This is a genomic window from Pseudomonas sp. A39 (genome assembly GCF_058145955.1).
Window position 1 is genome coordinate 1 of record NZ_JBYVMD010000005.1, and the last position, 25124, is coordinate 25124.

Genomic DNA, 25124 nt, shown 5'->3' on the forward strand with positions numbered 1-25124 from the left:
TGCAGGTACACGCTGCCGCCGGGGATGGTTTCGTCGGCGACCAGGGTTTGCAGCCAATCGTTGATGCGCTTGACCTCTTGGTCCATGAAGGACTTGGTGAGGTTCTTGGCCATGGCTTTCTGGCCGGCCTTGACCAGCTTGCGGCTGATGGCGTCTTCGAGGCCGACGTAGCTGATGAACTTGCCGGTGATGGAGCGGTTACCCAGCAGCGAGAAACCGCCGAGAATGGTGCGGGCGTAGTAGCTCACGCCATAACGGTTGAGCAGGTCGCCTTCGGTCGAAGTGTCGAGGATGTTGTACTCAACCACGCGGGAAACGTCCTCGGCGAACGTCACCTGATTGCCCGGGCTTTCCCATTGCTTGACCTTGGCCAGCGCCGCGATAGCCAGGGACGATGGCGCGAGGAACACGTTTTTCTTCGCCGCCTTGGAGTACACCGACGGCATGTTGTGCACCAGCAGGCATCGGTCGAAGCCCAGGTCGGCACCGCCCAGTTCGCCGCTGTAGGTCACCTGGTCGGCAACGCTTGCGTCTTTGCCGTCCAGCACCACGCGGGCCTTGATGCGCTTGCCGAACGAGGCGAACTCGCCGGCCACAGCCTTGGTACCGGTGAAGCCCGGAGCCCCGATGATGGTCAGGTCTTCCGGCACGCTGGCCAGTGCAGCCAGGCCCAGCTTGCGACCGGTAACCGGCTCGTCACCGCCGATTACATTGTTGAGGGTATCCGCCGGAGTGGCGCCCTCCTCCACGATCACCACATAGACCGGCACCTTGACCACCTTGAGGATCTGGTAGACCGCGTGGAACAGCGTGCCCGACTCGGTACCGGTGGGGTCCAGCAGTGCCTGGGTGGTGAAACTGTTGATACGGAACGGCGCGTTTTTCGGGATCGACGCATGGGCCTTCGGCGCAGTGCCGACCAGGCCAATCACGTTGTCACCCAGGCCACCCATGGCCTCGGGAGACTCAGTGGCATTCACGGTGATGCCGTTGTGCTCGAAGTTCAGAACCTCAGCCATGGTTATTCAGCCTTCTTGGTAGTGGCCTTTTTGGCCGGGGTGGTGTTAAGGACGCTGGTGAGTTCCAGACGGCCAGCGGTGCGCAGGGCGGATGCTTCAACGTCCAGCAGCTCCAATTCCTGACCGACGGTGGACCAATGGCCGGCGCCGGTGGGGAATGGGATGAGGACGGTGTAGGTTTGGCGGGTGGGCATAGGTAGGATCTCCAGGCACAAAAAAGCCGCTCAAGGCGGCGGATATCAGATCGGGAAAGAAAACGCCCCGTCAGTGCGGGGCGTTTATTCGGATTGCTCGGCGATCCAAGGTGGGGCTATGGGCCGATGCCTGCTATCTGGAAAGTCGGGCGATTGGGGCCAGTTGCGCAGGGACTGCATATAGGCCAGCAACTCTGCGAACTGCTCGGCGGACAATGTCGTTTCTCCGCCAAGTTCCTGCTCGTCACGGTGACGTTCGCGCAGCCATATGACGGCAGCCAACTCAGCACCGCGCCACTCACGTTCGAACGTTGCGGGATCTTTAAGAAAGTCAACTTTGGAGCGCTTTGATAGAACCCCAGCGTCGCTCACATGCCAAGTGCAGCCAATGTCCTGTGTAACTTCATACCAGAGTTCGCCATCCATCAAGGCGGCACCTAACGGGATTTCATGCACCCCCTCAATCAAGTGTGCAATCACTTCTCGATCCTCATTCAAAGCTAGAAACTTGCGCATTGCGCCCCCTCAATAACCAAAGCAAAAGAAATAGTAAAGATTCGCAGTGCCCGATACGTCAGGTGTGTAATGCGGACGGTTGTTGATGGTGATCTGACTCAGTGTTGTGGATACGGTGGCCGAGTTATTACCTTGGGTTCGACGAAAAGCCCCCGGACAAATCGCGGCAGTAGGGAAAGGCACGGTGTAATTGAACGTAGCTGCCGTAGCGTTAGGGATCTCAGGCGTTGATCCCCACTGAATAATCCAGCCACCCAGCCAAGTTGGAAAAATAATCGCTCCGTTGACGCCCTTAATGAACTGGAAGCCGAACCGCATTTTCTTCGGGGTTACGATAGTCGCGTCATCTGTTCCGGTATCCGTCAACGGCTGTGTTGCGATTTTTGCCGTACCCTGATTGATTTCCGTAGACTGCGACGTGAAAGGTACCAGCGCCGCAATATCGATGTTTCCTTGATTGATTGGCGCATTCCAGGCTTTTATGCACCACATTACTGCTAGGTTACGAGGACGGGTTACACCAGCGCTGCCTAAATTTCCCGCCAAGCCTGGAAGATCCGCCGTAGAGACGGGAACATTATTTGGATAAACCAGCTTTGCCCCGACGTAGTCTCCTGTTACTGCAATCGAGTCCAAGCCTGCGATGCTCTGAGTCGTAGCTAAATTATTAGCACTACTTGGAACTGTTATTCCCCACACACAATCCGCAGCATTATCGATCGCAACCAATGATCCTTTTTGATAGCTGCCAATCGATCGCCCAGGGTCAATAGCTCTTCCATGATCCCAGCCACGAAAAAACTCTCCTCGCGACTCTGGTAGCCGCGTGTGATCACGTGCATCACCGTCTAAGTTAAATTTTTTCCCTAGGTACGCGGCAAGGTCCGGATAAACGTCATCCTTAAACAGGCTGTTATCCACCTCCAAATAACCAGGGGGTACGGAGCCCAACGGAAATGGCACCATCACCCCAACCGGCAACGCCGAAGCCTTGGCAATCAACGTCTCAATCTCAGCCTTGGAATACGTCCCCTTCCCCAGATAATCCATCACCCAAGCCCGAGTCGCCTTCACCACCGTGTCATCAATCAACAACGTCACAATCGCCGCATTACTCGTCTCGAAAATCGAGCGAATATAAAACTCCTTCCCCGACCCCGACGTCGCCAACACCGGCTTATACGACTCCGGGTATTTAACGATGGCATACAAAATCCCGCTATCCGTCCACAACCCAGCTTCGCGCACATACCAGCCGCCCACATCCGACGGGATGGTGACTTCGGCCATCAACCAATTGGCGTTTTTCTCATCCTGGAATAAAGCGTTCAACGGCCCGCGCCAGACTTCGCGTTTCAGCGCTTTTGCGCTGGCATCAGGGTTATAGACAGCGCCGTTGCCGTCGCCGACGGAGATCTGCGCCAGTTTGATCGGCACGCCGGCAGCCTTGCAGGCGGTTTCGTAGGCGATCCCCGCGTCGGTGAGCAGGGTGTAATAGTCAGCCATTTAGTGCTCCTGTGGATAAAGGGTGGTGGTTTCGACGGTGTAGAGGCCAGCCGCCATAAAGGCGCGCCCTGAGGCCTCGACCCCTGCCAGCACGTTGGGATAGATCGTGGTGAGTTCGCCGCACAGCGTGGCGGCGCCGATGCTGTGGCGACCGGAGGCGCTCAGGCCCACGGAGATCGACAGGATGTCGCGCTCGCTTTTGGCGTCGGCCAAGCGGCGGTCGAGCCGGGCGTCGATGGTTTCGCTGTAGGGCAATTCGGTCCAGGCGCGTACGGCAAAGCTGTAGGGCACGCCGGGCGGTTTTTGCTCGTACCAGGCGCGCACTTCGGGGCTTAGTTGCAGGCCCTTGGCGGCGTTTTCCAGGGCTTGGCGGGTGCCGGCCTGCCGGGCGGTAGGCCAAGCGAGTTTGACGGTCAGGCGCTTCTCGGCCTCGGGGGCCGTGGTGCTCCATTCGTTCACCGCGCGGTCCGCTGCCAGGTAGGGCAAGAACGCCGCCGGTGTGTGATCCGGGTCCATCAGTTGAGGGAAGGGTGGCGTCACCCGTTCCAGCAAATAGCCGAAGCCCAGGTCCAACGCCTTTTCCAGCGGTGAGCTGTTGGCAGGCAACAGGCTCGCTTTGGGTTCACTCATAGCGTACGCACCTCCACCTCGACGCCCGTGCAGTACGGAGCCTGGAATGCCGAGCTGATGATCGGCTCCAGCGGTTCGAGGATCTGCAGTTGCGCGGCGCCGGCGCTGTGGATGGCGTAGTCGATCCAGCTTGGGTCGACTCGGCCTTCCAAGCGATGGCAGGAGTCGGCGTAGGTTTGCAGCAGTTGCTGAGCAGCCACTTGGGTCAACCCCGAATCAGGACCGGCGTTGATCTTGGCGACCACACGAATTTTATAGCGCTGGATCTGTGCCCCCTGGACGGTGACGTGATCGGTTTCCGGCCTTACATCGGGTCGTGCGAAATGTCGCCGTACGCCGTCAAGCAAATCGGCAGACGCGGTGCCATCACCGTCTCTTGAAAGCACAGTGACCATCACCTCGCCGGGGGCGGTGCGTCGGCCGTTGCCGTCCTTGACCTGAGCCGCATAGCCGTCCGGGTCAAAGGTGTAGCTGACGGTGACCACACCCGGCGTGGCGCTTTGCACCTTGACCGACGGCCGCTCGCCCAGGGTGAACACCTCGCGGCGATATTGCATGCGCGAACCCGCCGCCGGGGCGTGTGGGGCCAGGTAGTAACGCAGGCGGGCGTCGTCGTCGCTTTCCAGCAACGGCGGCACCGGCGGGAAGGCGGCCGGATCGCCGGGGTCAAGCACCTGGCGCTCCAGGCCCATGTCGGCCAGGCGTGCATCCAGGTTGCTGCCGGTGGCCCACCACGCCAGCATCTGTTTGATGCGGGCGTTGTACTTGCGCTCGTGGGTTTGCAGGCGCACGCAAAACGCTTCCAGGGCCAGGGTCAGCAGTTCGCTTTCATTGTCGAGGCTGACCCTGAGTTTGGCCGCGCTTTGCGGCGCGCGGATGGCGACGTAGTCGACCACGAAGGCCTTGAACTCGGCCAACAAGGGTTCGAACTCATCGACAGCGATGAGGGCCGGTTCCGCCAGTTGGTTCTGGCCAGGGATCAACATGCTCATGTCACGACCTCGAAGGATTGTTGGCGGTTTTTCCAGGTGCCGGCAAAACGCAGCAACAAACCGGCGCCCTGGCGGGTGGCGACGATGACCTGGGGTTGAAAGTCGGCGATGCCGTTCTGGGCGGTGTAGAACGCCTGCGCGGCGTGGCTTTGGGCGAGGATCAACAGGTCGTCGCCGAGGTTCTGGCCGAGCAGTTGCGGGATCATCGAGCCGTACAGTGGGCGTTTCTGCCGAGTGCCCAGCGGGGTGGTCAGCGCTCGGGTGGCGCGCTGCACGAATTGCAGCCAGTCATCGACGGCTGCCCCGGTGTTCCTATCGATTCCGATCATGGCAAATCCTTATGCGCTGCTGATCACGCGGCCTTGGTGATCCACCACCGGGCCGCTCAAATGCACGCCGGCGGCATCCAGCAACACGCCGGTGGCGCCGAGTTGCAGGGTGATGCTTTGGGTATTCATGGTCAGGCTGGCGGCACCGACCTTGACGTCGACCTGCTCGCGGGAGCCGCTGAACGTGGTCGGGCCGTTAACCCAATTGAACAGGTGTCTGGCGTCGTCGTAGTCGCTTTGGGTGCCGTCCTGGTAGCGACGCCGCGTCAGCGACGCAACGGCGGACACCGACGGAAAGAGACTGCTGTTGAGGCCAAACAACGCCACCGACTGCGCGCCCCCTTCCCCACCGCCGTAATTGAGCAGCAGGCATTGTTCGCCCACTGAAGGAATGCGCGTTTCGGTTTGCGCTCCAGCGCTTGGGTTGAAGAATCGGATCGCCGGGCTGAGCAAATCACCGTGGCTGACCTTGCAGGTATTGCTGGCGGCGTCGACCTCCTGGCACACGCCAATCCGGCAAAAGCTCTCTGCGCGTCGATACAGGTCTTCCAGCTGAGTTTCCATTTCCGCCAGGCGTTCGACGATCGGCCCCAGTTGCATGCGTAGCAGTGCATCGAACATGGGCTACTCCTGCAGCGGGCGATATTGGTCCGGATCGTCGATGTTCGTGACCTCCCACGTGCAGGCAAACAGCGGTTTGCCTGTGGGATCGTCGAGCAGTGACGGGCCGAGGTAGAGGTTTTGGGTAAAGGACACGCTCCAGGTGTCGTAGTCCGTTTCCGCGCCGGTGAGTGCGGAAGGTGCCGCGACAATCGCGGTGGGCAGGTCGCACTGGTCTGGCGGCAGGCCCCAGCGGTTATCCAGGGCCAGGTCCATCATTTGGCTGGCCAGGTCGCACGCGTCAAACGGTGCCGACCCGTTGGCCACCGTGGCCCTGAGTGACACCGACAAGGCATGGGCCTTACGCCCAGCAAGGGAGCGAACGCCAGGGCCGTTGCGCTCCACGCTGATCAAGATGCCGGTTTTATCGCCCGAGTCGGGAAAATCATGGTGATTGCCAACGCGCAGCTGTGGGAACGCGCTTTTCAGTGCGTCCCCAATCGCGATGGGCAATTGGGAAGGTTTTTCAAGAAGTGTCATCTGCTTGCGTCCTTGCAGCGGTTACTGCTGATCAGGGCGAGAGGTCGGGGCCTCGTTGACCCCGATGCGCTTGGCCGCCCAGCGTTCATAAAGGCCGATGGCCACGTCCGCACCGGCCATGGCGGTCAGGCAACCGATGGCCCCGGCGGTCCAGATCGACATGCCGGCGGCGTAGCACAGCATCAATGCCGACACGCCGCAGACCATGCACGCCCCAGAACGCAGCGCCAGGCGCCGTACCAGCGACCAACCACGGGCTCCCTCTTTGTCGGCGCGCCACATCTCGCCAGACACCCCGCCGATCAGGGCCAGTACGATCACCAGCCAGATAGGCATTTCCGCTAACGCTTGCTGCTCGTTTGTCATGTCACGCCTCCTGGCTGAGCACTACCGGCACAGAGCCGGCTCTTGGGTAAATCCATGTGTAGGTAGGCATTCCAAAAAGCCCGGTTGCCCGGGCTTTTCAGTAATGATGTCCTCGGTCTTTCGGCGCTACTGGCGCGGTACGGACCTTTCCTCAATGTTTTTCCGACCACGATCCCTGTCTGCCGGATAACTGCTTCTGGTGCTTTACGCTGCACACCCGGGTCAGTTGCCAACCCTCTGAACCGTTAAGGCCGGTTCATCGCTGCCTGTTCTTGAAGCGGTAACACTAAAGAGCGTCGGCATCCTTGCCGGTGTTGCTTGGCATCCCTGCCATCGCTCAGATGGCGTCCTTGCCGATGTTGCGTGCCTTCCTTGTCTTCCTTGGCAGCATCCTTGCCGCCTCCACCACCTTGTTGGCTGGCTTGAGACGAAGAATATGCATGTATGCATATACAGTCAATGCACAAATGCATTTAATTTTTGGCGTGAATTGCACAAATGCATTTTCAGCCTTGCAGGCCAAAGGTTCGGTGATTTGCCACAGGCGAAAAAAAGCCCGCTCATGGGCGGGCTTTGTCTTACGCAAGGAGGTTAACGGGCGTACATGCCCCACCAGAACACATGACCGAGGATGCTGATCTGCTCATCCTGGATATCCTGGAAGCTGTAGTCCTCATCCGGGTGTTCGTCGCGATTGAAACTGCGCAGGCGAATCCCGGAAGGCAGACGATAGAGCTGTTTCACGCGCAATTGGCCATTGTGGTTGATGGCATACAAGTCGCCATCAACGATGTCACCAATGCCACTCTTGCCCGCGTTCACCCCGACCGTCGCACCATCACGCAGTACCGGCAACATACTGTTGCCGCGCACCGTCACGCACTTGGCCTGATCGAACTGCACACCGTTATGCCGCAGGCTGCGCTTGCCGAACCGCAGGCTGGCCTTCTCGCTTTCCTCGATGACGAATCTTCCTGATCCAGCAGCCAATTCAACCTCGCGCAGAAAGGGGATCGACACCTCGTCATCATTAACGGGCGTGTCGTCATCCCACAGGCTTATGTCCTTGAGTTCCGAATGCATCGGGTCGCGCCCGTCATCGCGCAGGGCGCCCACCGCCGCGCGCCCGCGCAACTGGTCGGTGCTGACACGAAAGTACTCGGCGATACGGGAGATGTGCTTGTCCGACGGATCAACGATCTTGCCGCTGAGAATCCGGGACAACGTGGATTGAGGCACGCCGGTACGCCGGTGAAGCTCCGTGGGGGAGATCCGGTCGCGGTCCAGCAGTTCTCTTAAGACGATAGAAACGTTGCGTTTTTGCATAACGGGGATAATGGCGGGAGATTTTGGGGTTGGCAAATGCTAATTTGCATAATCTATGCATTTATCAGTATTCCGCTAAAATCCTCACGAAACACTGTCTATACAAACAGTATTCAGCCCACTATTATCCGCCAGACTTGATTCAACTTTTCCAGCCTGCCCGGGATACGGCACGGCGCCCGTCAACCGACGCCATTGCATGTCGACAATCCCGAGCCTATATATGAAACTCTATAACAACGTAGCCAGCCATTTCGGAGGTGCTCATGGCTTATTCAGCTCTAGCTGTTGCTAACGCCTTCATTGAACGCGCCAAAGAAGGCAAGCTTTCAGGCTTGACTCCAATGAAGCTTCAAAAGCTGCTGTTTTACACGCAGTCCTGGCATCTGCGTGAAAGGGAGCTACCCCTTATGGATGATCACTTTGCCCGCTGGCAATACGGCCCGGTCATTCCATCGCTCTATCATGAGTTGAAGTCCTACGGCAGCCGCCCTGTGACGTCGCTGCTCAGCAACCTTAAACCCGACGTCGAAGACATCGTCTTCGTGACACCGAGAATTCCTGAAAGCGATACCTACGCCCAGCGTCTGATTGACCGCATTATCAATAAATACGGCAAGTGGTCAGGGACTCAACTGTCCAACCTCTCCCACGAGGAAGGTACCGCCTGGGCACTCAGGGGAGCGGATGGTTCCGCCATTGACTGGAAGGAAATGGCGGAGTTCATTCACCCAAAGAGCCGCAACCGTGAGTGAGGAACTCGACAACCTTGAGCTGACACTGCCCCCCGCATCAGGGCCCGACCAGGACTCCCAACCTGGGGGCGAGCAGGCAGTGGGTGCTGACGATGAAAGAAACCAAAACCTGAAGGATCAGAAGGCCGAAAGGCAGCTGCGCAAGAAGTATGCGGGGCGTGCTTTCTGGTTTGCTGCCTGCGGCGTGATCTTTTGGGCCGTTTTGCTCGTGTGGAATGGTTGGTCAACTTACTATTCCGGCAAAGCTCCGTTTTCCGACAACGTGTTGATCGCTATCACCACCGCAACCTCCATCAACTTGTTTGCCGCTTTTCTCGGGGTTATCCGAGGCTTGTTCCCCGCCAGTGGCCGCAGGGCAAAATAGCGGCGCCTGGAGCCTGCTCCCCACCTCTGGCTTTCGGCCTGCGTTTTACCTACCCGTTTGCGACCTGCGAAGCCCCGACCTCGCGTGTTAACCTTGCGCCCATTGCAAAATCGCAGGGCGGAATGCCCCACATTTGCCCCACTCCTTCAACGAATTTGCCTACGACCCAATGAGTAAAAATACGTCCGATCTGTCCTCCCACACGCCAATGATGCAGCAGTACTGGCGCCTGAAAAACCAGCACCCTGATCAGTTGATGTTCTATCGCATGGGCGACTTCTACGAGATCTTCTATGAAGACGCGAAGAAGGCTGCCAAGTTGCTGGACATCACCCTGACCGCGCGTGGGCAATCGGCGGGGCAGTCGATTCCGATGTGTGGGATTCCTTACCATTCGTTGGAAGGTTATCTGGTCAAGCTGGTCAAGCTGGGCGAATCAGTGGTGATCTGTGAGCAGATCGGCGATCCGGCCACCAGCAAGGGGCCGGTTGAACGTCAGGTGGTGCGCATTATTACGCCGGGGACGGTGAGTGATGAGGCGCTGCTGGACGAGCGTCGCGATAACCTGATCGCCGCGGTGCTGGGCGATGAGCGTTTGTTCGGGCTGTCGGTGCTGGATATCACCAGTGGCAATTTCAGCGTGCTGGAGATCAAGGGCTGGGAGAACCTGCTGGCGGAGCTGGAGCGCATCAATCCGGTGGAGTTGTTGATTCCGGATGATTGGCCGAAGGATCTGCCGGCGGAAAAACGCCGTGGGACAAAGCGTCGCGCGCCGTGGGACTTCGAGCGTGATTCGGCGTTGAAAAGTCTATGCCAGCAGTTCTCGGTGCAGGACCTTAAAGGCTTCGGTTGTGAAACGTTGACACTCGCTATCGGTGCCGCCGGTTGCCTGCTTGGCTACGCCAAGGAAACCCAGCGCACCGCCCTGCCGCATTTGCGCAGCCTGCGTCACGAGCGTCTCGACGATACCGTGATGCTCGATGGCGCCAGCCGTCGCAACCTGGAGCTGGACACCAACCTGGCCGGCGGGCGCGATAACACCCTGCAATCGGTGGTTGACCGCTGTCAGACGGCCATGGGCAGTCGCTTGCTGACCCGCTGGTTGAACCGTCCACTACGCGACCTGACTGTACTGCAAGCGCGACAGACCTCAATTACCTGCCTACTCGACGGCTATCGCTTTGAAAAGCTGCAGCCACAGCTGAAGGAAATCGGTGATATCGAGCGCATCCTGGCGCGGATTGGCCTGCGTAACGCGCGCCCGCGTGACCTGGCACGCTTGCGCGACGCTCTTGGGGCCTTGCCACAACTGCAAGTGGCGATGACCGAGCTGGATACGCCACACCTGCAACAGCTTGCGGTTACCGCGGGTACCTACCCGGAACTCGCGGCACTGCTGGAAAAAGCCATCATCGACAACCCGCCGGCGATCATCCGCGACGGCGGCGTACTCAAGACCGGTTACGACAGCGAGCTGGACGAGCTGCAATCCCTGAGCGAAAACGCCGGGCAGTTCCTGATCGATCTGGAAGCCCGCGAAAAGGCCCGCACCGGCCTGGCCAACTTGAAAGTCGGCTACAACCGCGTGCATGGCTACTTTATTGAGTTGCCGAGCAAGCAGGCTGAATCGGCACCGATCGACTATCAACGTCGCCAGACCCTCAAGGGCGCCGAGCGCTTTATCACCCCGGAACTCAAAGCGTTCGAAGACAAGGCCCTGTCGGCCAAGAGCCGTGCCCTGGCGCGGGAAAAAATGCTTTACGAGGCGTTGCTTGAGGACTTGATCAGCCAACTGGCGCCGCTGCAGGACACTGCGGCAGCCCTGGCCGAACTGGACGTGCTGAGCAACCTGGCCGAGCGTGCACTGAACCTTGACTTGAACTGCCCGCGTTTTGTCAGCGAGCCGTGCATGCGCATCGTGCAAGGTCGCCACCCAGTGGTAGAGCAAGTGTTGACCACGCCGTTCGTCGCCAACGACCTGTCGCTGGACGACGATACCCGCATGCTGGTGATCACTGGTCCGAACATGGGCGGTAAATCCACCTACATGCGCCAGACCGCTTTGATCGTGCTGCTGGCGCATATCGGCAGCTTCGTGCCGGCGGCCAGCTGCGAGCTGTCACTGGTGGACCGGATTTTCACCCGGATCGGTTCCAGCGATGACCTCGCCGGTGGCCGTTCGACCTTTATGGTGGAAATGAGCGAAACCGCCAACATCCTGCACAACGCCACCGAGCGCAGCCTGGTGCTGATGGACGAAGTGGGCCGTGGCACCAGCACCTTTGACGGCCTGTCCCTGGCGTGGGCGGCGGCCGAGCGCCTGGCGCACTTGCGTGCCTATACGCTGTTCGCCACACACTACTTCGAGCTGACGGTGTTGCCGGAAAGTGAGCCACTGGTGGCCAACGTGCACCTGAATGCCACCGAGCACAACGAGCGCATCGTGTTCTTGCATCACGTGCTGCCGGGGCCTGCCAGCCAGAGTTACGGCCTGGCCGTGGCACAACTGGCCGGCGTGCCAAACGATGTGATTACCCGCGCCCGCGAACACCTCAGCCGCCTGGAAACCACGGCCTTGCCCCATGAAACCGTGGTCGCCAGCCCAACCAAAGCCACCAGCAAACCGGCCGCACCGCATCAGAGTGACATGTTCGCCAGCCTGCCCCATCCGGTGCTGGATGAGTTGGCAAAACTTGACCTGGACGGCTTGACGCCCCGTAAAGCGCTCGAAATGTTATATGCACTGCAGGTTCGGATATAACGCAGACGCTTGCAAGCTGGTAGACTCTCGCGCGGTTTGGGATGCTGTGGGCTTTTAGCCTGGCCTGCAGACTATCGCTCCCGAACCTCGCGAGCCCTGCCACAAAGGGTTTCGCTGCCGCCGCCTGAGGAGAAAATTAGAAATGACCTTCGTCGTTACCGACAACTGCATCAAGTGCAAGTACACCGACTGCGTCGAAGTGTGTCCGGTGGACTGCTTCTACGAAGGCCCGAACTTCCTGGTTATCCACCCGGACGAGTGCATTGACTGCGCCCTGTGTGAGCCTGAATGCCCGGCCGTCGCTATTTTCTCCGAGGACGAAGTCCCGGCAGAAATGCAGGAATTTATTCAGTTGAACGTCGAGCTGGCGGAAATCTGGCCGAATATCACTGAACGCAAAGACCCGATGCCGGATGCAGCGGAGTGGGATGGCAAAAAAGGTAAGATTGCAGACCTCGAACGCTGATAGCGTTGCCCCCCCTAAAAGGCCCCTTGCGGGCCTTTTTGCGTTTCTGGAGGGCGGGTTTCACTTTTCTACAGGCAAAAAAAAGGGGCGGTATGACCCGCCCACATTTTTCCCTAGTCCCTGTATTCCTTTTCATCATCCTGATGAATCGCATCCTGCGACATTCCTTCGAACCATCGTTCCTTGATGGCTGTGCCAATCCGTGGACACAGGGCTGATCTTAGAGAGTTCCAAAGTAAGTTCAACGGGATGCACGCCGCCGGCCGGCAACCTTTCGCGTCAAACAAAGAACAATTAATTGTTATATTTCAATTAGATAGAAAAGTCTCTCAGGATTTTGGGACGTACATGGCGGATGAAAAAACCAAACACTTACGGAAAAGTAAGCAAATGCTTACACCACCCACTGCGTAAAAGCGCCGTCGCGACTGCTTGACCACTCTCCACGCATGAAAAAGCCCCGACACAGTCGAGGCTTTTCCCCTTCATTAACCTCAGTCGTCGCTGACGGTAATGGTCGGCATCGCGGGCGTCGCCGCCTCTTGCAGGACGATCCGCGCGCCCACATGACGCGCCAACTCCTGATAGATCATGGCGATCTGGCTATCCGGCTCAGCCATGACGGTGGGCTTACCGCCGTCAGCCTGCTCGCGGATCGACATCGAAAGCGGCAGTGAAGCCAGCAGCTCCACGCCGTATTGGGTCGCCAGCTTCTCGCCGCCGCCTTCGCCGAACAGATGCTCGGCGTGGCCGCAGTTGGAGCAGATGTGGACCGCCATATTCTCCACGACGCCCAGCACCGGGATATTGACCTTACGGAACATCTCCACGCCTTTCTTCGCGTCGAGCAGCGCCAGGTCCTGGGGCGTGGTGACAATCACCGAGCCGGCCACCGGCACCTTTTGCGCCAGGGTCAGCTGGATATCACCGGTGCCTGGCGGCATGTCGATCACCAAGTAGTCCAGGTCGCCCCAGGCAGTCTGGGTGACCAGTTGCAGCAAGGCGCCGGAAACCATCGGCCCGCGCCAGACCATTGGCGTGTTGTCATCGGTAAGAAAGGCCATGGACATCACTTCCACGCCCAGTGACTCGATGGGCACGAACCACTTCTGGTCCTTGACCTTCGGCCGCGTGCCTTCGGCGATGCCGAACATCACGCCTTGGCTCGGGCCATAGATATCCGCATCGAGAATGCCCACGCGCGCGCCCTCACGGGCCAGGGCCAAGGCCAGGTTGGCCGCCGTGGTGGACTTACCCACACCGCCCTTGCCAGACGCCACCGCGACCACGTTCTTGACGTTGGCCAGGCCCGGGATCTGCGCCTGGGCCTTATGCGCAGCGATCACGCATTGGATGTCGACATTGGCGGAACGCACGCCCTCGAGGCCCTCAATGGCCATTTGCAGCATCTGCGCCCAACCGCTCTTGAACAGACCTGCGGCATAGCCCAGCTCCATGTGGACCGACACCTGGTCGCCCTGGATTTCGATGGCACGTACACAGCCGGCGCTGACCGGGTCTTGGTTCAAATAGGGGTCGGTGTACTGGCGAAGGACGGCTTCCACCGCTGCGCGATTGACGGCGCTCATGGGCTACTCCCGAAAAAAGACTGACTGAAACAGGCGGCTATCCTAACCGTTCCAGCGGCTTAACGGCATGCTTTCGCAGGTTGGGAAGATTCGGAAACAGCGCCACGGGGTGAAATAAATTTCCCGGCGCTTTATAGTGGCCGACCTCCGTTTCATCAAGTAGCCGAGCCCCATGTCCGAGCCACGCAAGATCCTCGTCACCAGCGCCCTGCCCTATGCCAATGGTTCCATCCACCTTGGCCATATGCTTGAGTACATCCAGACCGATATGTGGGTGCGCTTCCAGAAGCATCGCGGCAATCAATGCATTTATGTCTGCGCGGACGACGCCCACGGATCGGCCATCATGCTGCGCGCCGAAAAGGAAGGCATCACCCCGGAACAACTGATCGCCAATGTGCAGGCTGAACACAGCGCCGACTTTGCCGAGTTCTTGGTCGACTTCGACAACTTCCACTCGACCCACTCCGACGAAAACCGCGAGCTGTCGAGCCAGATCTACCTGCGGTTGAAGGAAGCCGGGCACATTGCCACGCGCTCGATCACCCAGTATTTCGACCCGGAAAAGAAAATGTTCCTGGCCGACCGGTTCATCAAGGGCACCTGCCCGAAATGCGGCACCGAGGACCAGTACGGCGACAACTGCGAGAAATGCGGTGCCACCTACGCACCCACCGACCTGAAGAACCCTAAGTCGGCAATCTCCGGCGCCACCCCGGTGCTCAAGGACTCCCAGCACTTCTTCTTCAAGCTCCCGGATTTCCAGCAAATGCTGCAAACCTGGACGCGCAGCGGCACCCTGCAGGACGCCGTGGCCAACAAAATCGCCGAATGGCTGGATGCCGGCCTGCAACAGTGGGACATTTCCCGCGATGCACCGTACTTCGGCTTCGAGATCCCGGGCGAGCCGGGCAAGTATTTCTACGTGTGGCTGGACGCGCCGATCGGCTACATGGCCAGCTTCAAGAACCTGTGCGACCGCACGCCGGAACTGGATTTCGACGCCTTCTGGGCCAAGGATTCCACCGCCGAGCTGTACCACTTCATCGGCAAGGACATCGTCAATTTCCACGCCCTGTTCTGGCCGGCGATGCTTGAAGGGTCGGGCTACCGCAAGCCCACCGGCATTGCCGTGCACGGCTACCTGACGGTCAACGGCCAGAAGATGTCCAAGTCCCGTGGCACCTTTATCAAGGCGCGCACCTACCTGGACCACCTGTCGCCGGAATACCTGCGCTACTACTACGCGTCCAAGCTGGGCCGTGGCGTCGACGACCTCGACCTGAACCTGGAAGACTTCGTACAGAAGGTCAACTCGGACCTGGTCGGCAAAGTCGTCAACATCGCCAGCCGTTGCGCCGGTTTTATCCACAAGGGCAACGCCGGTGTATTGGTGGCCGAGAATGCTGCGCCGGAACTGACCGACGCGTTCCTGGCCGCTGCGCCAAGCATCGCCGACGCCTATGAAGCCCGCGATTTTGCCCGCGCCATGCGCGAGATCATGGGCCTGGCCGACCGCGCCAACGCCTGGATCGCCGACAAGGCGCCGTGGTCGCTGAACAAGCAGGAAGGCAAACAGGCGGAAGTCCAGGCGATCTGCGCCACGGGCGTCAATCTGTTCCGCCAGTTGGTGATCTTCCTCAAACCGGTGCTGCCGTTGCTGGCCGCCGATGCCGAGGCGTTCCTCAACGTCGCGCCGCTGACCTGGAACGATCACGCCACTCTGCTCAGCAACCATCAGTTGAACGAGTTCAAGCCGCTGATGACCCGTATCGACCCGGTGAAAGTCCAGGCCATGACCGACGCTTCGAAAGAAGACCTGGTTGCCAGCCAGACCGACACCGGCGAATCGGCACCGGCCGGTAACGGCGAGCTGGCCAAGGACCCGATTTCTGCGGAAATAGAGTTCGACGCCTTTGCCGCCGTGGACCTGCGTGTCGCGCTGATCGTCAAGGCCGAAGCCGTGGAAGGTGCCGACAAGTTGCTGCGCCTGACCCTGGACCTCGGCGGCGAGCAACGCAACGTGTTCTCCGGGATCAAGAGCGCTTATCCGGACCCGTCCAAGCTCGATGGTCGCTTGACCATGATGATCGCCAACCTCAAGCCACGGAAAATGAAGTTCGGTATCTCCGAAGGCATGGTGATGGCGGCCGGCCCTGGTGGCGAAGAGATCTACCTGCTGAGCCCTGACAGCGGTGCCAAGCCGGGTCAACGCATCAAGTAAGCCTATGGGCCTGTGGCGAGTAAATTAGGCCTATTGTAGGAGCCCGGCTTGCCGGCAATGGCGATCTCAAGGACGCTATCGCCGGCAAGTCGCGCTCCTACAAATCCATTACACGCCTGTTCGCTTAATCGGCATACCCGTGATCACAGCATGAACCTGATTCAACGTATCGACGCGCTGCTGCCGCAGACCCAATGCGGCAAATGCGGGCACCCGGGCTGCAAGCCTTACGCCGAGGGCATCGCACGAGGCGAGGCAATCAACAAGTGTCCGCCCGGCGGGCAGGAAACCATCGCCGGCCTTGCACTGTTGCTGCGCGTGCCGGTGCTGGACCTCGACACCCATCGCGGGGAAGCGCCAGCCCAGGTAGCGTATATCCGCGAGGCCGAGTGCATCGGCTGCACCAAGTGCATCCAGGCCTGCCCGGTGGACGCTATTGTCGGCGCCGCCAAGCTGATGCACACCGTGATCATTGATGAGTGCACCGGTTGTGACCTGTGCGTTGCGCCCTGCCCTGTCGATTGCATTGAGATGCACCCAGCGACCCGCGTGCTACCGATTGTGGGTGGCTTGGCGACCAATGATCGTGAGCATCATGAACGCGGCCTGAAACGTGACCGGGCGCGGCGGCGCTTTGAACAACGCAACGCGCGCCTGCAACGGGAAGAAGCCCACAAACTCGCCGAACGCCTGGCACGGGCCAAGCGCTCGGCGCCAACACAGCCCGTGCCGGCCGATGCGGCTCAGGCAGCCCAAGAGGCAGCGGTCAAGCAGGCTAAAATCACGCTCGCCATGAGCCGTGCCCAACTGCATAAATCCTTGAAGGCGTTCGGCCACCCGCCGACCTTTGAGCAGCAGTCGCAGTTGATCGTTCTGCAGCAGCAGTTCGAAGCAGCAGAGCAGGCACTTGCAGCATTGGAAGTCATCACCCCGACGACCCTGCCGCCGCCGAAAGACCCCGCACTCAAACGCGCAAAAATCCAATTGGCCATGCGGCGCGCCGAATTGAAAAAAGCCCAGGACCAGAACGCTGACGAACAGCAACTGGCACTCCTGAGCGCTGCGCTGTCCAGCGCGGAGCAAGCCTTGCACGATGCAGAGGCTGACAGTCAGCAGCCTCGGCCCGATTTGCAGCGCGTGGAAAAACGCCCCATCGACGCTCAACTGCGCCAGCTGAAAACCGCCCTGGCGTACGCCCGGGCGGAGGTGAGCAAATTACAACGCCAAGCGGGCGTAAATGCAGATCAACTGAAAGCCGCACAACACAGGCTTGAGGAAACGCAGCGCCAGGTGGACGCCTACGTCGACGCGTGACCCGCTACGAGCGCTGCCGGGCGCCGTAACGATCGTTTATCCTGTCCGAGATAATTGCTCACAGAACCCCAAGCCTGGACCCACTCTTCACATTGATGCCGAACGCCTGTAAGGAAACCACCGCCCCATGAACGCCGCAAAACGCTTGGAAATTTTCCGCAGGCTTCACGAAGACAATCCGGAACCCAAGACCGAACTGGCTTACACCTCGCCCTTCGAATTGCTGATTGCGGTGATCCTGTCGGCACAATCCACCGACGTGGGCGTCAACAAGGCCACAGCCAAGCTCTATCCCGTGGCGAACACGCCGGAGGCAATCTATGCCCTGGGTGTGGAGGGGTTGTCGGAATACATCAAAACCATCGGCCTGTACAACAGCAAGGCCAAGAACGTCATCGAAACCTGTCGCCTGCTGGTGGAACTGCACGGCAGTGAAGTGCCACAAACCCGCGAAGCCCTGGAAGCCCTGCCAGGCGTTGGCCGTAAAACTGCCAACGTGGTGCTCAACACCGCTTTCCGTCAACTGACGATGGCGGTGGACACCCACATTTTCCGGGTCAGTAACCGAACCGGCATTGCCCGTGGGAAAAACGTGGTGGAGGTGGAAAAGCAGTTGATGAAATTCGTGCCCAAGCCGTATTTGCTCGATTCCCACCACTGGCTGATCCTTCATGGACGCTATGTTTGCCAGGCCCGCAAGCCGCGTTGCGGCAGCTGTCGGATAGAAGACCTGTGCGAATACAAGGACAAGACATCCGACGATTGAGGGACCATTGGTTTTATTGATCGGTCGATTGAAAAAATCTTTTTTACCCGGTCATGGATTATCGTTATAAGGAGCGCCAACGGCAGTCTTAGCCCGGAGTGAACCTTATGAGCACTGGCAAAGAACAACTGGAAGTGGAAGACGACCTCGTTGAATCGGATGACGAGGGGGCGGAGCCGCCTGTGGCAGAGGTCGCCAAGACCAATTTGAGCAAACGCCGTACCATCGACAATCTTCTGGAAGAACGACGCTTGCAAAAACAACTGGCCGATTACGACTTCGATCTCTGATTGAGAGGTCGACGGCCGGAAGCCTCCCTGACGGAGGCTTTTTTCTGCCGGTTGCCCGGGCAACACGCGGTGGCGTCCCCTCCTCTATACCAAGCCGTTACGCTGTGCCAGTTCGATCAGGTCGACGAGAGAGCGGGCGTTGAGCTTGAGCAGCAAACGCGTCTTGTAGGTGCTGACGGTCTTGTTGCTGAGGAACATGCCGTCGGCAATCTCCTTGTTGGTCCTGCCCCGGGCCAACTGCTGCAATACCATCATTTCCCGGCCGGACAGACGCTCGACCATATCGGCCTCACTGGCATTGCCCATGGTGGAGCGTACAGAGTTGAGCGCCTGGTTCGGGAAGTAGCTGTAGCCCGACAAGACGGCCTTGATCGCACTCAGTAACTCGGTCAGGTCCTGTTGCTTGCACACATAGCCGGCAGCCCCCGCCTGCATGCAGCGCATGGAAAAATGACCAGGGGCCTGGGACGTCAGCACCAGCACCTTGAACGGTGCAGCCTGCTTGGTCGAAGACAGGCGGCAAATAACTTCCAGGCCATCAAGTTTGGGTATCCCAATATCCAGTATGACAATGTCCGGCATATGCTCCCGTGCAAGTTGCAACGCATCGACACCGTTATCGGTCTCGGCAACGACCTCATAACCATGACGTTCCATTAGCATACGCACAGCAAGACGAATGACGGGATGATCATCCACGATCAGCACTTTATTCATGAGAAAGTCCAATTTCGCTGTTCGAATTATTTAGAGCAAGCACAATAGCCTAGTCGTTTCCTAGTTGGCATAGCATTCCCCCCCAAGCAACAGCAAGCAGAGACCCACCCCACAGCGATAAAGGAATTACCCTACAAAAAAACGCCATCTCGGACTTATCAAGCTTTATGGATCCTTTCAGACCTTTCTGGGGACTTACATATTTTGAGTGAAATATCCATGGGATATCAGGGGTCGGGTAAACGTACCGCACGTAACTCTCAGGAAATGCCCCTTGCCTCTCGCCGTTGGCCGAGTGAACGAGCAGGAAAGATCCGGCTGTTTTAGTTCCATTTAACATATTCACTTACATCCTTAATTCCTACAGACTATTCAGCGCTTTATATATTCGCTGTATCTGCATGAGTGAATTTTCTGTAAGACCAGTTCCTACACAGGTGTAAAAAATTCATTCCCCCTACACACTTCCAACAACAGCCAATTCAAATCCTCTGTTTGGGAAAGGTGGGGATGAAAAATATCAACAGATGTTTAATCACTATAAACATCGCGACGTTCTATAAAATACACCGGCAAAAAAAATGGCCCCTTGAACAAGGGGCCATTCTTCACGACAGGCTGAAACTTAGAACAACGAGCGACCTTTGTTGGCCGCAATGCGCATGCGCAATGCATTCAACTTGATAAAGCCTGCCGCGTCCGCCTGATTGTAGGCGCCGCCGTCTTCTTCGAAGGTGGCGATGTTGGCGTCGAACAGGGAATCATCAGATTTGCGACCGGTAACGATCACATTGCCCTTGTACAGCTTCAGGCGCACAACGCCGTTCACGTGGGCCTGGGACGCGTCGATCATCTGTTGCAGCATCAGGCGCTCAGGGCTCCACCAGTAGCCGGTGTAGATCAGGCTGGCGTACTTGGGCATCAGCTCGTCTTTGAGGTGAGCGACTTCGCGGTCCAGGGTGATGGACTCGATGGCGCGGTGAGCGCGCAGCATGATGGTGCCGCCTGGGGTTTCGTAGCAGCCACGGGACTTCATGCCCACGTAACGGTTCTCGACGATGTCGAGGCGGCCGATACCGTGTTCGCCACCGATACGGTTCAGCGTCGCCAAAACGGTGGCCGGGGTCATTTCGACGCCGTCCAACGCGACAATGTCGCCGTTGCGGTAGGTCAGTTCCAGGTATTGCGGCTTGTCGGGAGCGTTCTCCGGGGAGACGGTCCACTTCCACATGTCTTCTTCGTGCTCGGTCCAGGTGTCTTCCAGCACGCCGCCTTCATAGGAGATGTGCAGCAGGTTGGCGTCCATCGAGTACGGGGACTTCTTCTTGCCATGACGCTCGATCGGGATCGCGTGCTTTTCAGCGTAATCCATCAGCTTTTCACGGGACAGCAGGTCCCATTCACGCCAAGGAGCAATCACTTTCACGCCTGGCTTGAGCGCGTAGGCGCCCAGCTCGAAACGTACCTGGTCGTTGCCCTTGCCGGTGGCGCCATGGGAAATGGCGTCGGCGCCGGTTTCGTTGGCGATTTCGATCAGGCGCTTGGCGATCAGCGGACGTGCGATGGAGGTACCCAGCAGGTACTCGCCTTCGTAGACGGTGTTGGCGCGAAACATCGGGAAGACGAAATCGCGGACGAACTCTTCGCGCAGGTCGTCAATGTAGATCTCTTTCACGCCCATGGCTTGCGCCTTGGCACGTGCAGGTTCGACCTCTTCGCCCTGACCCAGGTCAGCGGTGAAGGTCACCACTTCACAGTTATAAGTATCCTGCAGCCACTTGAGGATCACCGAAGTGTCCAGGCCGCCGGAATACGCGAGAACGACCTTGTTTACGTCGGCCATGCCATCACTCCACGGGGTTGTACGGAAAGGCGTCGATTCTACCGACCAAAACCGTGGATTTACAGGGGCGCGACAGCAAATGAAGATAAAGCGACAGATTATGTCGAGAGGGCGACCGATGGTCGCACCTTAGGCTGCACATTATGACGTGTGTGCAGGGTTGCTCGGGCCGCTGGCCTGGGGCGCCGGTTTCTCGGGGGCTGCGACACGTTCGAGCTGAATATTCACCCGACGATTGCGCGCGCGATTGGCCGCATTGGTATTGGGCGCCAGCGGGTAGCTTTCGCCGTGGAAACGCAAGGTGATCTGCGATTCCGGAATACCGTTGGCCTTCAAGTAATCCATCACCGCCAAGCCACGGCGACGCGAGACGTCACGGTTGGTCAGGCGGTTGCCGCCGTTGTCCGAATGGCCGTTCAACTCGATATGGTTGACGGTGGGGTCGGCCTTCATGAACGCGAGAATCACGTCGAGTTTCTTCTTGGCCGCCGCGTCCAGTTCGATACCGCCACCTGGGAACCCGACTTCGGTCTGCTTGACCTGGTCGTAATTCATCGGCAACAGCTTGGTCGTGCACAGCTGGTAGTCGTTGTAGGCCTTGTTGAATTTCACCGGCAATAAGCGGATTTCCGAATAGCCGCCCTCACGCCCGTAGTGTCGGACGGTCGGGCTGCGCCCTTCCAGCAACCCCGTAAACAGGCGCCCGGCCTGGGCTTGGGAGCTGTTGAACAAGACGTCGCCACTGCCGGCACGCACGGCGCCGAGGTTGATATCACCTCGGCCCGGTTGCCAAGGGGCGGCAGCCGCCAACAACGTGGCCGAGCCCACACCCAGCGAGCCGTTATAGGCTTTCAGGCGAAACGTCGCCTGCTCGCCGGCCCGACGCACGAACTCACCCGAGCCGAAGTCGGTGATCGGTTGGGTCAGGCGGCACTCGAACTGATCGCCTTCTACCTTCCACTCAATATTCTCCAGACGTGTCTGGAACGTGAGGGCCATCGCAGGCAGGCTGGCGAACACACTGAGCAGGGCTAGATAATGCTGGCGCACGGGAGGCTCCACTGGTTTCTACAACACTTCAAAGCGTCATACATCGATAAGGCATACAAAAGGCTATCGGTTGCATCCTGCAAAACTTGATAGCGAGTGCCTGCAAGAGTCTTTTCCGGTAGCATTCCCACCAGATTGACCCGCCTGGAATCCCCAATGTCCGACCGCCTGACCCTGCTGCGTCCCGACGACTGGCATATTCATCTTCGCGATGGTGCTGCGTTACCCCACACCGTGGCCGATGTAGCGCGCACGTTTGGCCGCGCCATCATCATGCCTAACCTGGTACCTCCGGTGCGTAACGCCGAGCAAGCCGACGCCTATCGCCAGCGTATCCTCGCTGCGCGGCCGGCCGGCAGCCGCTTCGAACCGTTGATGGTGCTCTACCTCACCGACCGTACCCAGCCCGAAGAGATTCGTGAGGCCAAGGCCAGCGGTTTCGTGCACGCCGCCAAGCTGTACCCGGCCGGCGCGACCACCAACTCCGATTCCGGCGTGACCAGTATCGACAAGATCCTGCCGGCCATCGAAGCCATGGCGGAAGTCGGCATGCCGCTGCTGATCCACGGTGAAGTCACCCGTGGCGACGTGGACGTGTTCGATCGCGAGAAGATCTTCATCGACGAGCATATGCGCCGTGTGGTCGAGCTGTTCCCGACCCTCAAGGTCGTGTTCGAGCACATCACCACCGCCGATGCCGTGCAGTTCGTTACCGAGGCCTCGGCCAACGTCGGCGCGACGATCACCGCGCATCACCTGCTGTACAACCGCAACCACATGCTGGTGGGCGGGATTCGGCCGCACTTCTATTGCTTGCCGATCCTCAAGCGCAACACCCACCAGGTGGCCTTGCTGGATGCGGCGACCAGCGGCAATCCGAAGTTTTTCCTCGGCACCGACTCGGCACCCCACGCCCAGCATGCAAAAGAAGCCGCGTGCGGCTGTGCCGGTTGCTATACCGCGTTTGCCGCCATCGAGCTGTATGCCGAAGCATTCGAACAGCGCAACGCGCTGGACAAGCTCGAAGGCTTCGCCAGCCTCAATGGCCCGCGCTTCTACGGCCTGCCGGCGAATACCGACCGCATCACCCTGGTCCGTGAAGACTGGACCGCCCCTGCCAGCCTGCCGTTTGGCGAGCTGACTGTTATCCCGCTGCGCGCCGGTGAAACACTGCGCTGGCGCCTGCTGGAGGAAAGCAAGTGAGTGAAGACCATTACGATGACGAACACGAGCACAGTGGTGGCGGTTCCCGTCACCCGATGGCCGAGCGGTTCCGCGGCTATCTGCCGGTCGTCATCGACGTAGAAACCGGTGGTTTCAACTGCGCCACCGACGCGCTGCTGGAAATCGCGGCGACCACCATCGGCATGGACGAACAGGGTTTTGTGTTCCCGGAACACACCCACTTCTTTAGGGTGGAGCCATTCGAAGGCGCCAACATCGAAGCCGCTGCCCTGGAGTTCACCGGGATCAAGCTCGATCACCCGCTGCGCATGGCGGTGAGTGAAGAAGCGGCACTGACCGATATCTTCCGTGGCGTGCGCAAGGCGTTGAAGGCCAATGGCTGCAAACGCGCGATCCTGGTCGGCCATAACAGCAGCTTCGACCTGGGCTTCCTGAATGCCGCCGTGGCGCGGCTGGACATGAAGCGTAACCCGTTTCACCCGTTCTCCAGCTTCGACACCGCGACCCTCGCTGGCCTGGCTTATGGCCAGACCGTACTGGCGAAGGCCTGCCAAGCGGCTGGAATCGACTTTGACGGTCGCGAGGCGCACTCGGCCCGCTACGACACCGAGAAGACTGCCGAGCTGTTCTGCGGCATCGTCAACCGTTGGAAGCAGATGGGCGGCTGGGAAGACTTCAACGACTAACAGCGCTTTTGTGGTGAACGGACTCGCTATAGTGAGCGGGCTTACTGTGGTGAAAGGGCTTAGTGTGGTGAAGGGGCTTGTTGTGGTGAAAGGGCTTACTGTGGTGAGCGGGCTTGCCCCGCGCTGGGCTGCGCAGCAGCCCCAATCCAGGGAGCGCATTTATTCAGCTAGACCTCGCAGGCAGGTTTTAGGGCCGCTTCGCAGCCCAGCGCGGGGCAAGCCCGCTCACCACACCAAGCCCGCTCACCACAAAAAGCACGCTTGCCCCAGGGGCTTTTCCTCCACATAAAAAAACCGGCCCTCTCAGGCCGGTTTTTTTGTACCTCGACTCCGGCTTACAGCTTGCCAGCGTTCTCGGTCAGGTAAGCCGCAACACCTTCCGGCGAAGCGTTCATGCCTTTGTCGCCTTTTTTCCAGTTGGCAGGGCAGACTTCGCCGTGCTCTTCGTGGAATTGCAGGGCGTCGACCAGACGGATCAGCTCTTCCATGTTACGACCCAGTGGCAGGTCGTTGATGATCTGGGAGCGAACCACGCCTTTGTCGTCGATCAGGAACGCGCCACGGAAAGCCACGCCGCCTTCGGATTCAACGTCGTAAGCCTTGGCGATGTCGTGCTTCATGTCGGCAGCCATGGTGTATTTGACTTTGCCGATGCCGCCATCATTGATGGCGGTGTTGCGCCAAGCGTTGTGAGTGAAATGGGAGTCGATGGAAACGGCGACCACTTCAACGTTGCGCGCCTTGAAATCGTCCATGCGGTGGTCCAGGGCGATCAGCTCGGACGGGCAGACGAAGGTGAAGTCCAGCGGGTAGAAGAACACCAGGCCGTATTTGCCTTTGATGGCTTCAGACAGTTTGAAGCTGTCAACGATTTCGCCATTGCCGAGGACGGCGGGTACGTCGAAATCCGGGGCTTGTTTGCCGACGAGTACGCTCATTGGATATCTCCTGATGTGAGGGTGACGATTGAAGTAAAAGGACCGGCCCGAGTCTGCCGTGTTTAAGCGACAGCCCTGTGACGCAGTCACGCTTCGTGAAGACCGACCATCATACACTGAAAAAACCGTTCGTCAGTGCGGGCGCGGTGCCAGCCAAT

The 25124-nt window shown here is 59.1% G+C and carries 27 protein-coding genes; 10 read left to right on the forward strand and 17 right to left on the reverse strand.

What is annotated here, in order from left to right; translation table 11 throughout:
- From AC3ZU9_RS05100 to AC3ZU9_RS05155, 12 genes are all read right to left on the reverse strand, one after another.
- Positions 1 to 1019 (reverse strand): phage tail sheath protein (locus AC3ZU9_RS05100; RefSeq protein ID WP_490090384.1); only part of this gene is annotated, 1019 nt, incomplete at its 3' end.
- Between the two features lie 2 nt (positions 1020 to 1021).
- Positions 1022 to 1213 (reverse strand): hypothetical protein, encoded by a 192-nt coding sequence (locus AC3ZU9_RS05105; RefSeq protein WP_046034449.1) that lies wholly within the window; start codon positions 1211 to 1213, stop codon positions 1022 to 1024.
- A gap of 84 nt (positions 1214 to 1297) precedes the next feature.
- Positions 1298 to 1729: a phage tail assembly chaperone gene (locus AC3ZU9_RS05110; RefSeq protein WP_490090385.1), complete on the reverse strand. Its 432-nt coding sequence runs from the start codon at positions 1727 to 1729 to the stop codon at positions 1298 to 1300.
- Between the two features lie 9 nt (positions 1730 to 1738).
- Entirely contained in the window at positions 1739 to 3235 is a 1497-nt protein-coding gene (locus tag AC3ZU9_RS05115; RefSeq protein ID WP_490090386.1) for a phage tail-collar fiber domain-containing protein, read from the reverse strand.
- Positions 3236 to 3865 (reverse strand): phage tail protein I, encoded by a 630-nt coding sequence (locus AC3ZU9_RS05120; protein WP_012722506.1) that lies wholly within the window; start codon positions 3863 to 3865, stop codon positions 3236 to 3238.
- Complete coding sequence (locus tag AC3ZU9_RS05125; RefSeq protein ID WP_490090387.1) at positions 3862 to 4857, reverse strand: baseplate J/gp47 family protein; 996 nt, start codon at positions 4855 to 4857, stop codon at positions 3862 to 3864. The genes AC3ZU9_RS05120 and AC3ZU9_RS05125 overlap by 4 nt, the downstream gene beginning before the upstream one ends.
- Positions 4854 to 5186 carry a phage baseplate protein gene (locus AC3ZU9_RS05130; protein WP_490090388.1) on the reverse strand — a complete coding sequence of 111 codons (333 nt, stop codon included), beginning with the start codon at positions 5184 to 5186 and terminating at the stop codon, positions 4854 to 4856. Before AC3ZU9_RS05130 ends, AC3ZU9_RS05125 begins: the two co-directional genes overlap by 4 nt.
- Before the next feature lie 9 nt (positions 5187 to 5195).
- Positions 5196 to 5807 carry a phage baseplate assembly protein V gene (locus AC3ZU9_RS05135; protein ID WP_490090389.1) on the reverse strand — a complete coding sequence of 204 codons (612 nt, stop codon included), beginning with the start codon at positions 5805 to 5807 and terminating at the stop codon, positions 5196 to 5198.
- Positions 5808 to 5810: 3 nt separating this feature from the next.
- On the reverse strand, positions 5811 to 6326 hold the full coding sequence (locus tag AC3ZU9_RS05140; RefSeq protein ID WP_046034444.1) for a hypothetical protein: 516 nt from the start codon (positions 6324 to 6326) through the stop codon (positions 5811 to 5813).
- 21 nt (positions 6327 to 6347) lie between these two features.
- The gene (locus AC3ZU9_RS05145) at positions 6348 to 6692 is read right to left on the reverse strand and encodes a phage holin family protein (RefSeq protein WP_012722501.1); all 345 of its coding nucleotides are present in this window, start codon (positions 6690 to 6692) and stop codon (positions 6348 to 6350) included.
- A 337-nt stretch (positions 6693 to 7029) separates the two neighbouring features.
- Positions 7030 to 7278: a hypothetical protein gene (locus tag AC3ZU9_RS05150; RefSeq protein ID WP_148270890.1), complete on the reverse strand. Its 249-nt coding sequence runs from the start codon at positions 7276 to 7278 to the stop codon at positions 7030 to 7032.
- Between the two features lie 5 nt (positions 7279 to 7283).
- Positions 7284 to 8018: a LexA family transcriptional regulator gene (locus AC3ZU9_RS05155; RefSeq protein WP_005785382.1), complete on the reverse strand. Its 735-nt coding sequence runs from the start codon at positions 8016 to 8018 to the stop codon at positions 7284 to 7286.
- Between the two features lie 266 nt (positions 8019 to 8284).
- Between AC3ZU9_RS05155 and AC3ZU9_RS05160 the strand changes: the two genes are divergently transcribed.
- From AC3ZU9_RS05160 to fdxA, 4 genes are all read left to right on the forward strand, one after another.
- On the forward strand, positions 8285 to 8773 hold the full coding sequence (locus tag AC3ZU9_RS05160; RefSeq protein WP_043204860.1) for a Panacea domain-containing protein: 489 nt from the start codon (positions 8285 to 8287) through the stop codon (positions 8771 to 8773).
- Entirely contained in the window at positions 8766 to 9137 is a 372-nt protein-coding gene (locus AC3ZU9_RS05165) for a hypothetical protein (protein ID WP_046034443.1), read from the forward strand. The genes AC3ZU9_RS05160 and AC3ZU9_RS05165 overlap by 8 nt, the downstream gene beginning before the upstream one ends.
- 169 nt (positions 9138 to 9306) lie before the next feature.
- Positions 9307 to 11898, forward strand: a complete 2592-nt coding sequence (gene mutS / locus AC3ZU9_RS05170; RefSeq protein WP_490090390.1) for a DNA mismatch repair protein MutS — start codon at positions 9307 to 9309, stop codon at positions 11896 to 11898.
- Between the two features lie 142 nt (positions 11899 to 12040).
- Positions 12041 to 12364, forward strand: coding sequence for a ferredoxin FdxA (gene fdxA, locus AC3ZU9_RS05175; protein ID WP_003208688.1), 324 nt, complete (start codon positions 12041 to 12043; stop codon positions 12362 to 12364).
- 494 nt (positions 12365 to 12858) lie between these two features.
- On the opposite strand, the gene apbC is transcribed toward fdxA, so the two are convergent.
- Positions 12859 to 13953, reverse strand: coding sequence for an iron-sulfur cluster carrier protein ApbC (gene apbC, locus AC3ZU9_RS05180; RefSeq protein WP_122809911.1), 1095 nt, complete (start codon positions 13951 to 13953; stop codon positions 12859 to 12861).
- 172 nt (positions 13954 to 14125) lie between these two features.
- Between apbC and metG the strand changes: the two genes are divergently transcribed.
- The 4 genes from metG to AC3ZU9_RS05200 all read left to right on the forward strand — a co-directional run bounded on the left by metG (position 14126) and on the right by AC3ZU9_RS05200 (position 18547).
- Positions 14126 to 16177, forward strand: coding sequence for a methionine--tRNA ligase (gene metG, locus AC3ZU9_RS05185; protein WP_012722495.1), 2052 nt, complete (start codon positions 14126 to 14128; stop codon positions 16175 to 16177).
- A 57-nt stretch (positions 16178 to 16234) separates the two neighbouring features.
- Positions 16235 to 17491, forward strand: coding sequence for an electron transport complex subunit RsxB (rsxB, locus tag AC3ZU9_RS05190; RefSeq protein ID WP_255611015.1), 1257 nt, complete (start codon positions 16235 to 16237; stop codon positions 17489 to 17491).
- A gap of 127 nt (positions 17492 to 17618) precedes the next feature.
- Positions 17619 to 18257, forward strand: a complete 639-nt coding sequence (nth, locus tag AC3ZU9_RS05195; RefSeq protein ID WP_102061671.1) for an endonuclease III — start codon at positions 17619 to 17621, stop codon at positions 18255 to 18257.
- 107 nt (positions 18258 to 18364) lie between these two features.
- On the forward strand, positions 18365 to 18547 hold the full coding sequence (locus AC3ZU9_RS05200) for a PA3496 family putative envelope integrity protein (protein ID WP_490090391.1): 183 nt from the start codon (positions 18365 to 18367) through the stop codon (positions 18545 to 18547).
- 84 nt (positions 18548 to 18631) lie between these two features.
- Here AC3ZU9_RS05200 and AC3ZU9_RS05205 read toward each other — a convergent pair whose 3' ends face one another.
- From AC3ZU9_RS05205 to AC3ZU9_RS05215, 3 genes are all read right to left on the reverse strand, one after another.
- Positions 18632 to 19264, reverse strand: a complete 633-nt coding sequence (locus AC3ZU9_RS05205; protein WP_012722491.1) for a response regulator transcription factor — start codon at positions 19262 to 19264, stop codon at positions 18632 to 18634.
- Positions 19265 to 19889: 625 nt separating this feature from the next.
- Positions 19890 to 21107, reverse strand: coding sequence for an argininosuccinate synthase (locus tag AC3ZU9_RS05210; RefSeq protein WP_012722490.1), 1218 nt, complete (start codon positions 21105 to 21107; stop codon positions 19890 to 19892).
- Positions 21108 to 21248: 141 nt separating this feature from the next.
- Positions 21249 to 22157, reverse strand: coding sequence for a flagellar protein MotY (locus tag AC3ZU9_RS05215; protein WP_012722489.1), 909 nt, complete (start codon positions 22155 to 22157; stop codon positions 21249 to 21251).
- Positions 22158 to 22313: 156 nt separating this feature from the next.
- Here AC3ZU9_RS05215 and pyrC point away from each other — a divergent pair, with 156 nt between their 5' ends.
- Together pyrC and rnt are read left to right on the forward strand one after the other, a co-directional pair.
- Complete coding sequence (gene pyrC / locus AC3ZU9_RS05220) at positions 22314 to 23360, forward strand: dihydroorotase (RefSeq protein ID WP_046034441.1); 1047 nt, start codon at positions 22314 to 22316, stop codon at positions 23358 to 23360.
- Complete coding sequence (gene rnt, locus AC3ZU9_RS05225; RefSeq protein WP_010564138.1) at positions 23357 to 24028, forward strand: ribonuclease T; 672 nt, start codon at positions 23357 to 23359, stop codon at positions 24026 to 24028. Before pyrC ends, rnt begins: the two co-directional genes overlap by 4 nt.
- 335 nt (positions 24029 to 24363) lie before the next feature.
- Here rnt and AC3ZU9_RS05230 read toward each other — a convergent pair whose 3' ends face one another.
- Positions 24364 to 24966, reverse strand: a complete 603-nt coding sequence (locus AC3ZU9_RS05230) for a peroxiredoxin (RefSeq protein ID WP_003172097.1) — start codon at positions 24964 to 24966, stop codon at positions 24364 to 24366.
- Between the last annotated feature and the right edge of the window lie 158 nt (positions 24967 to 25124).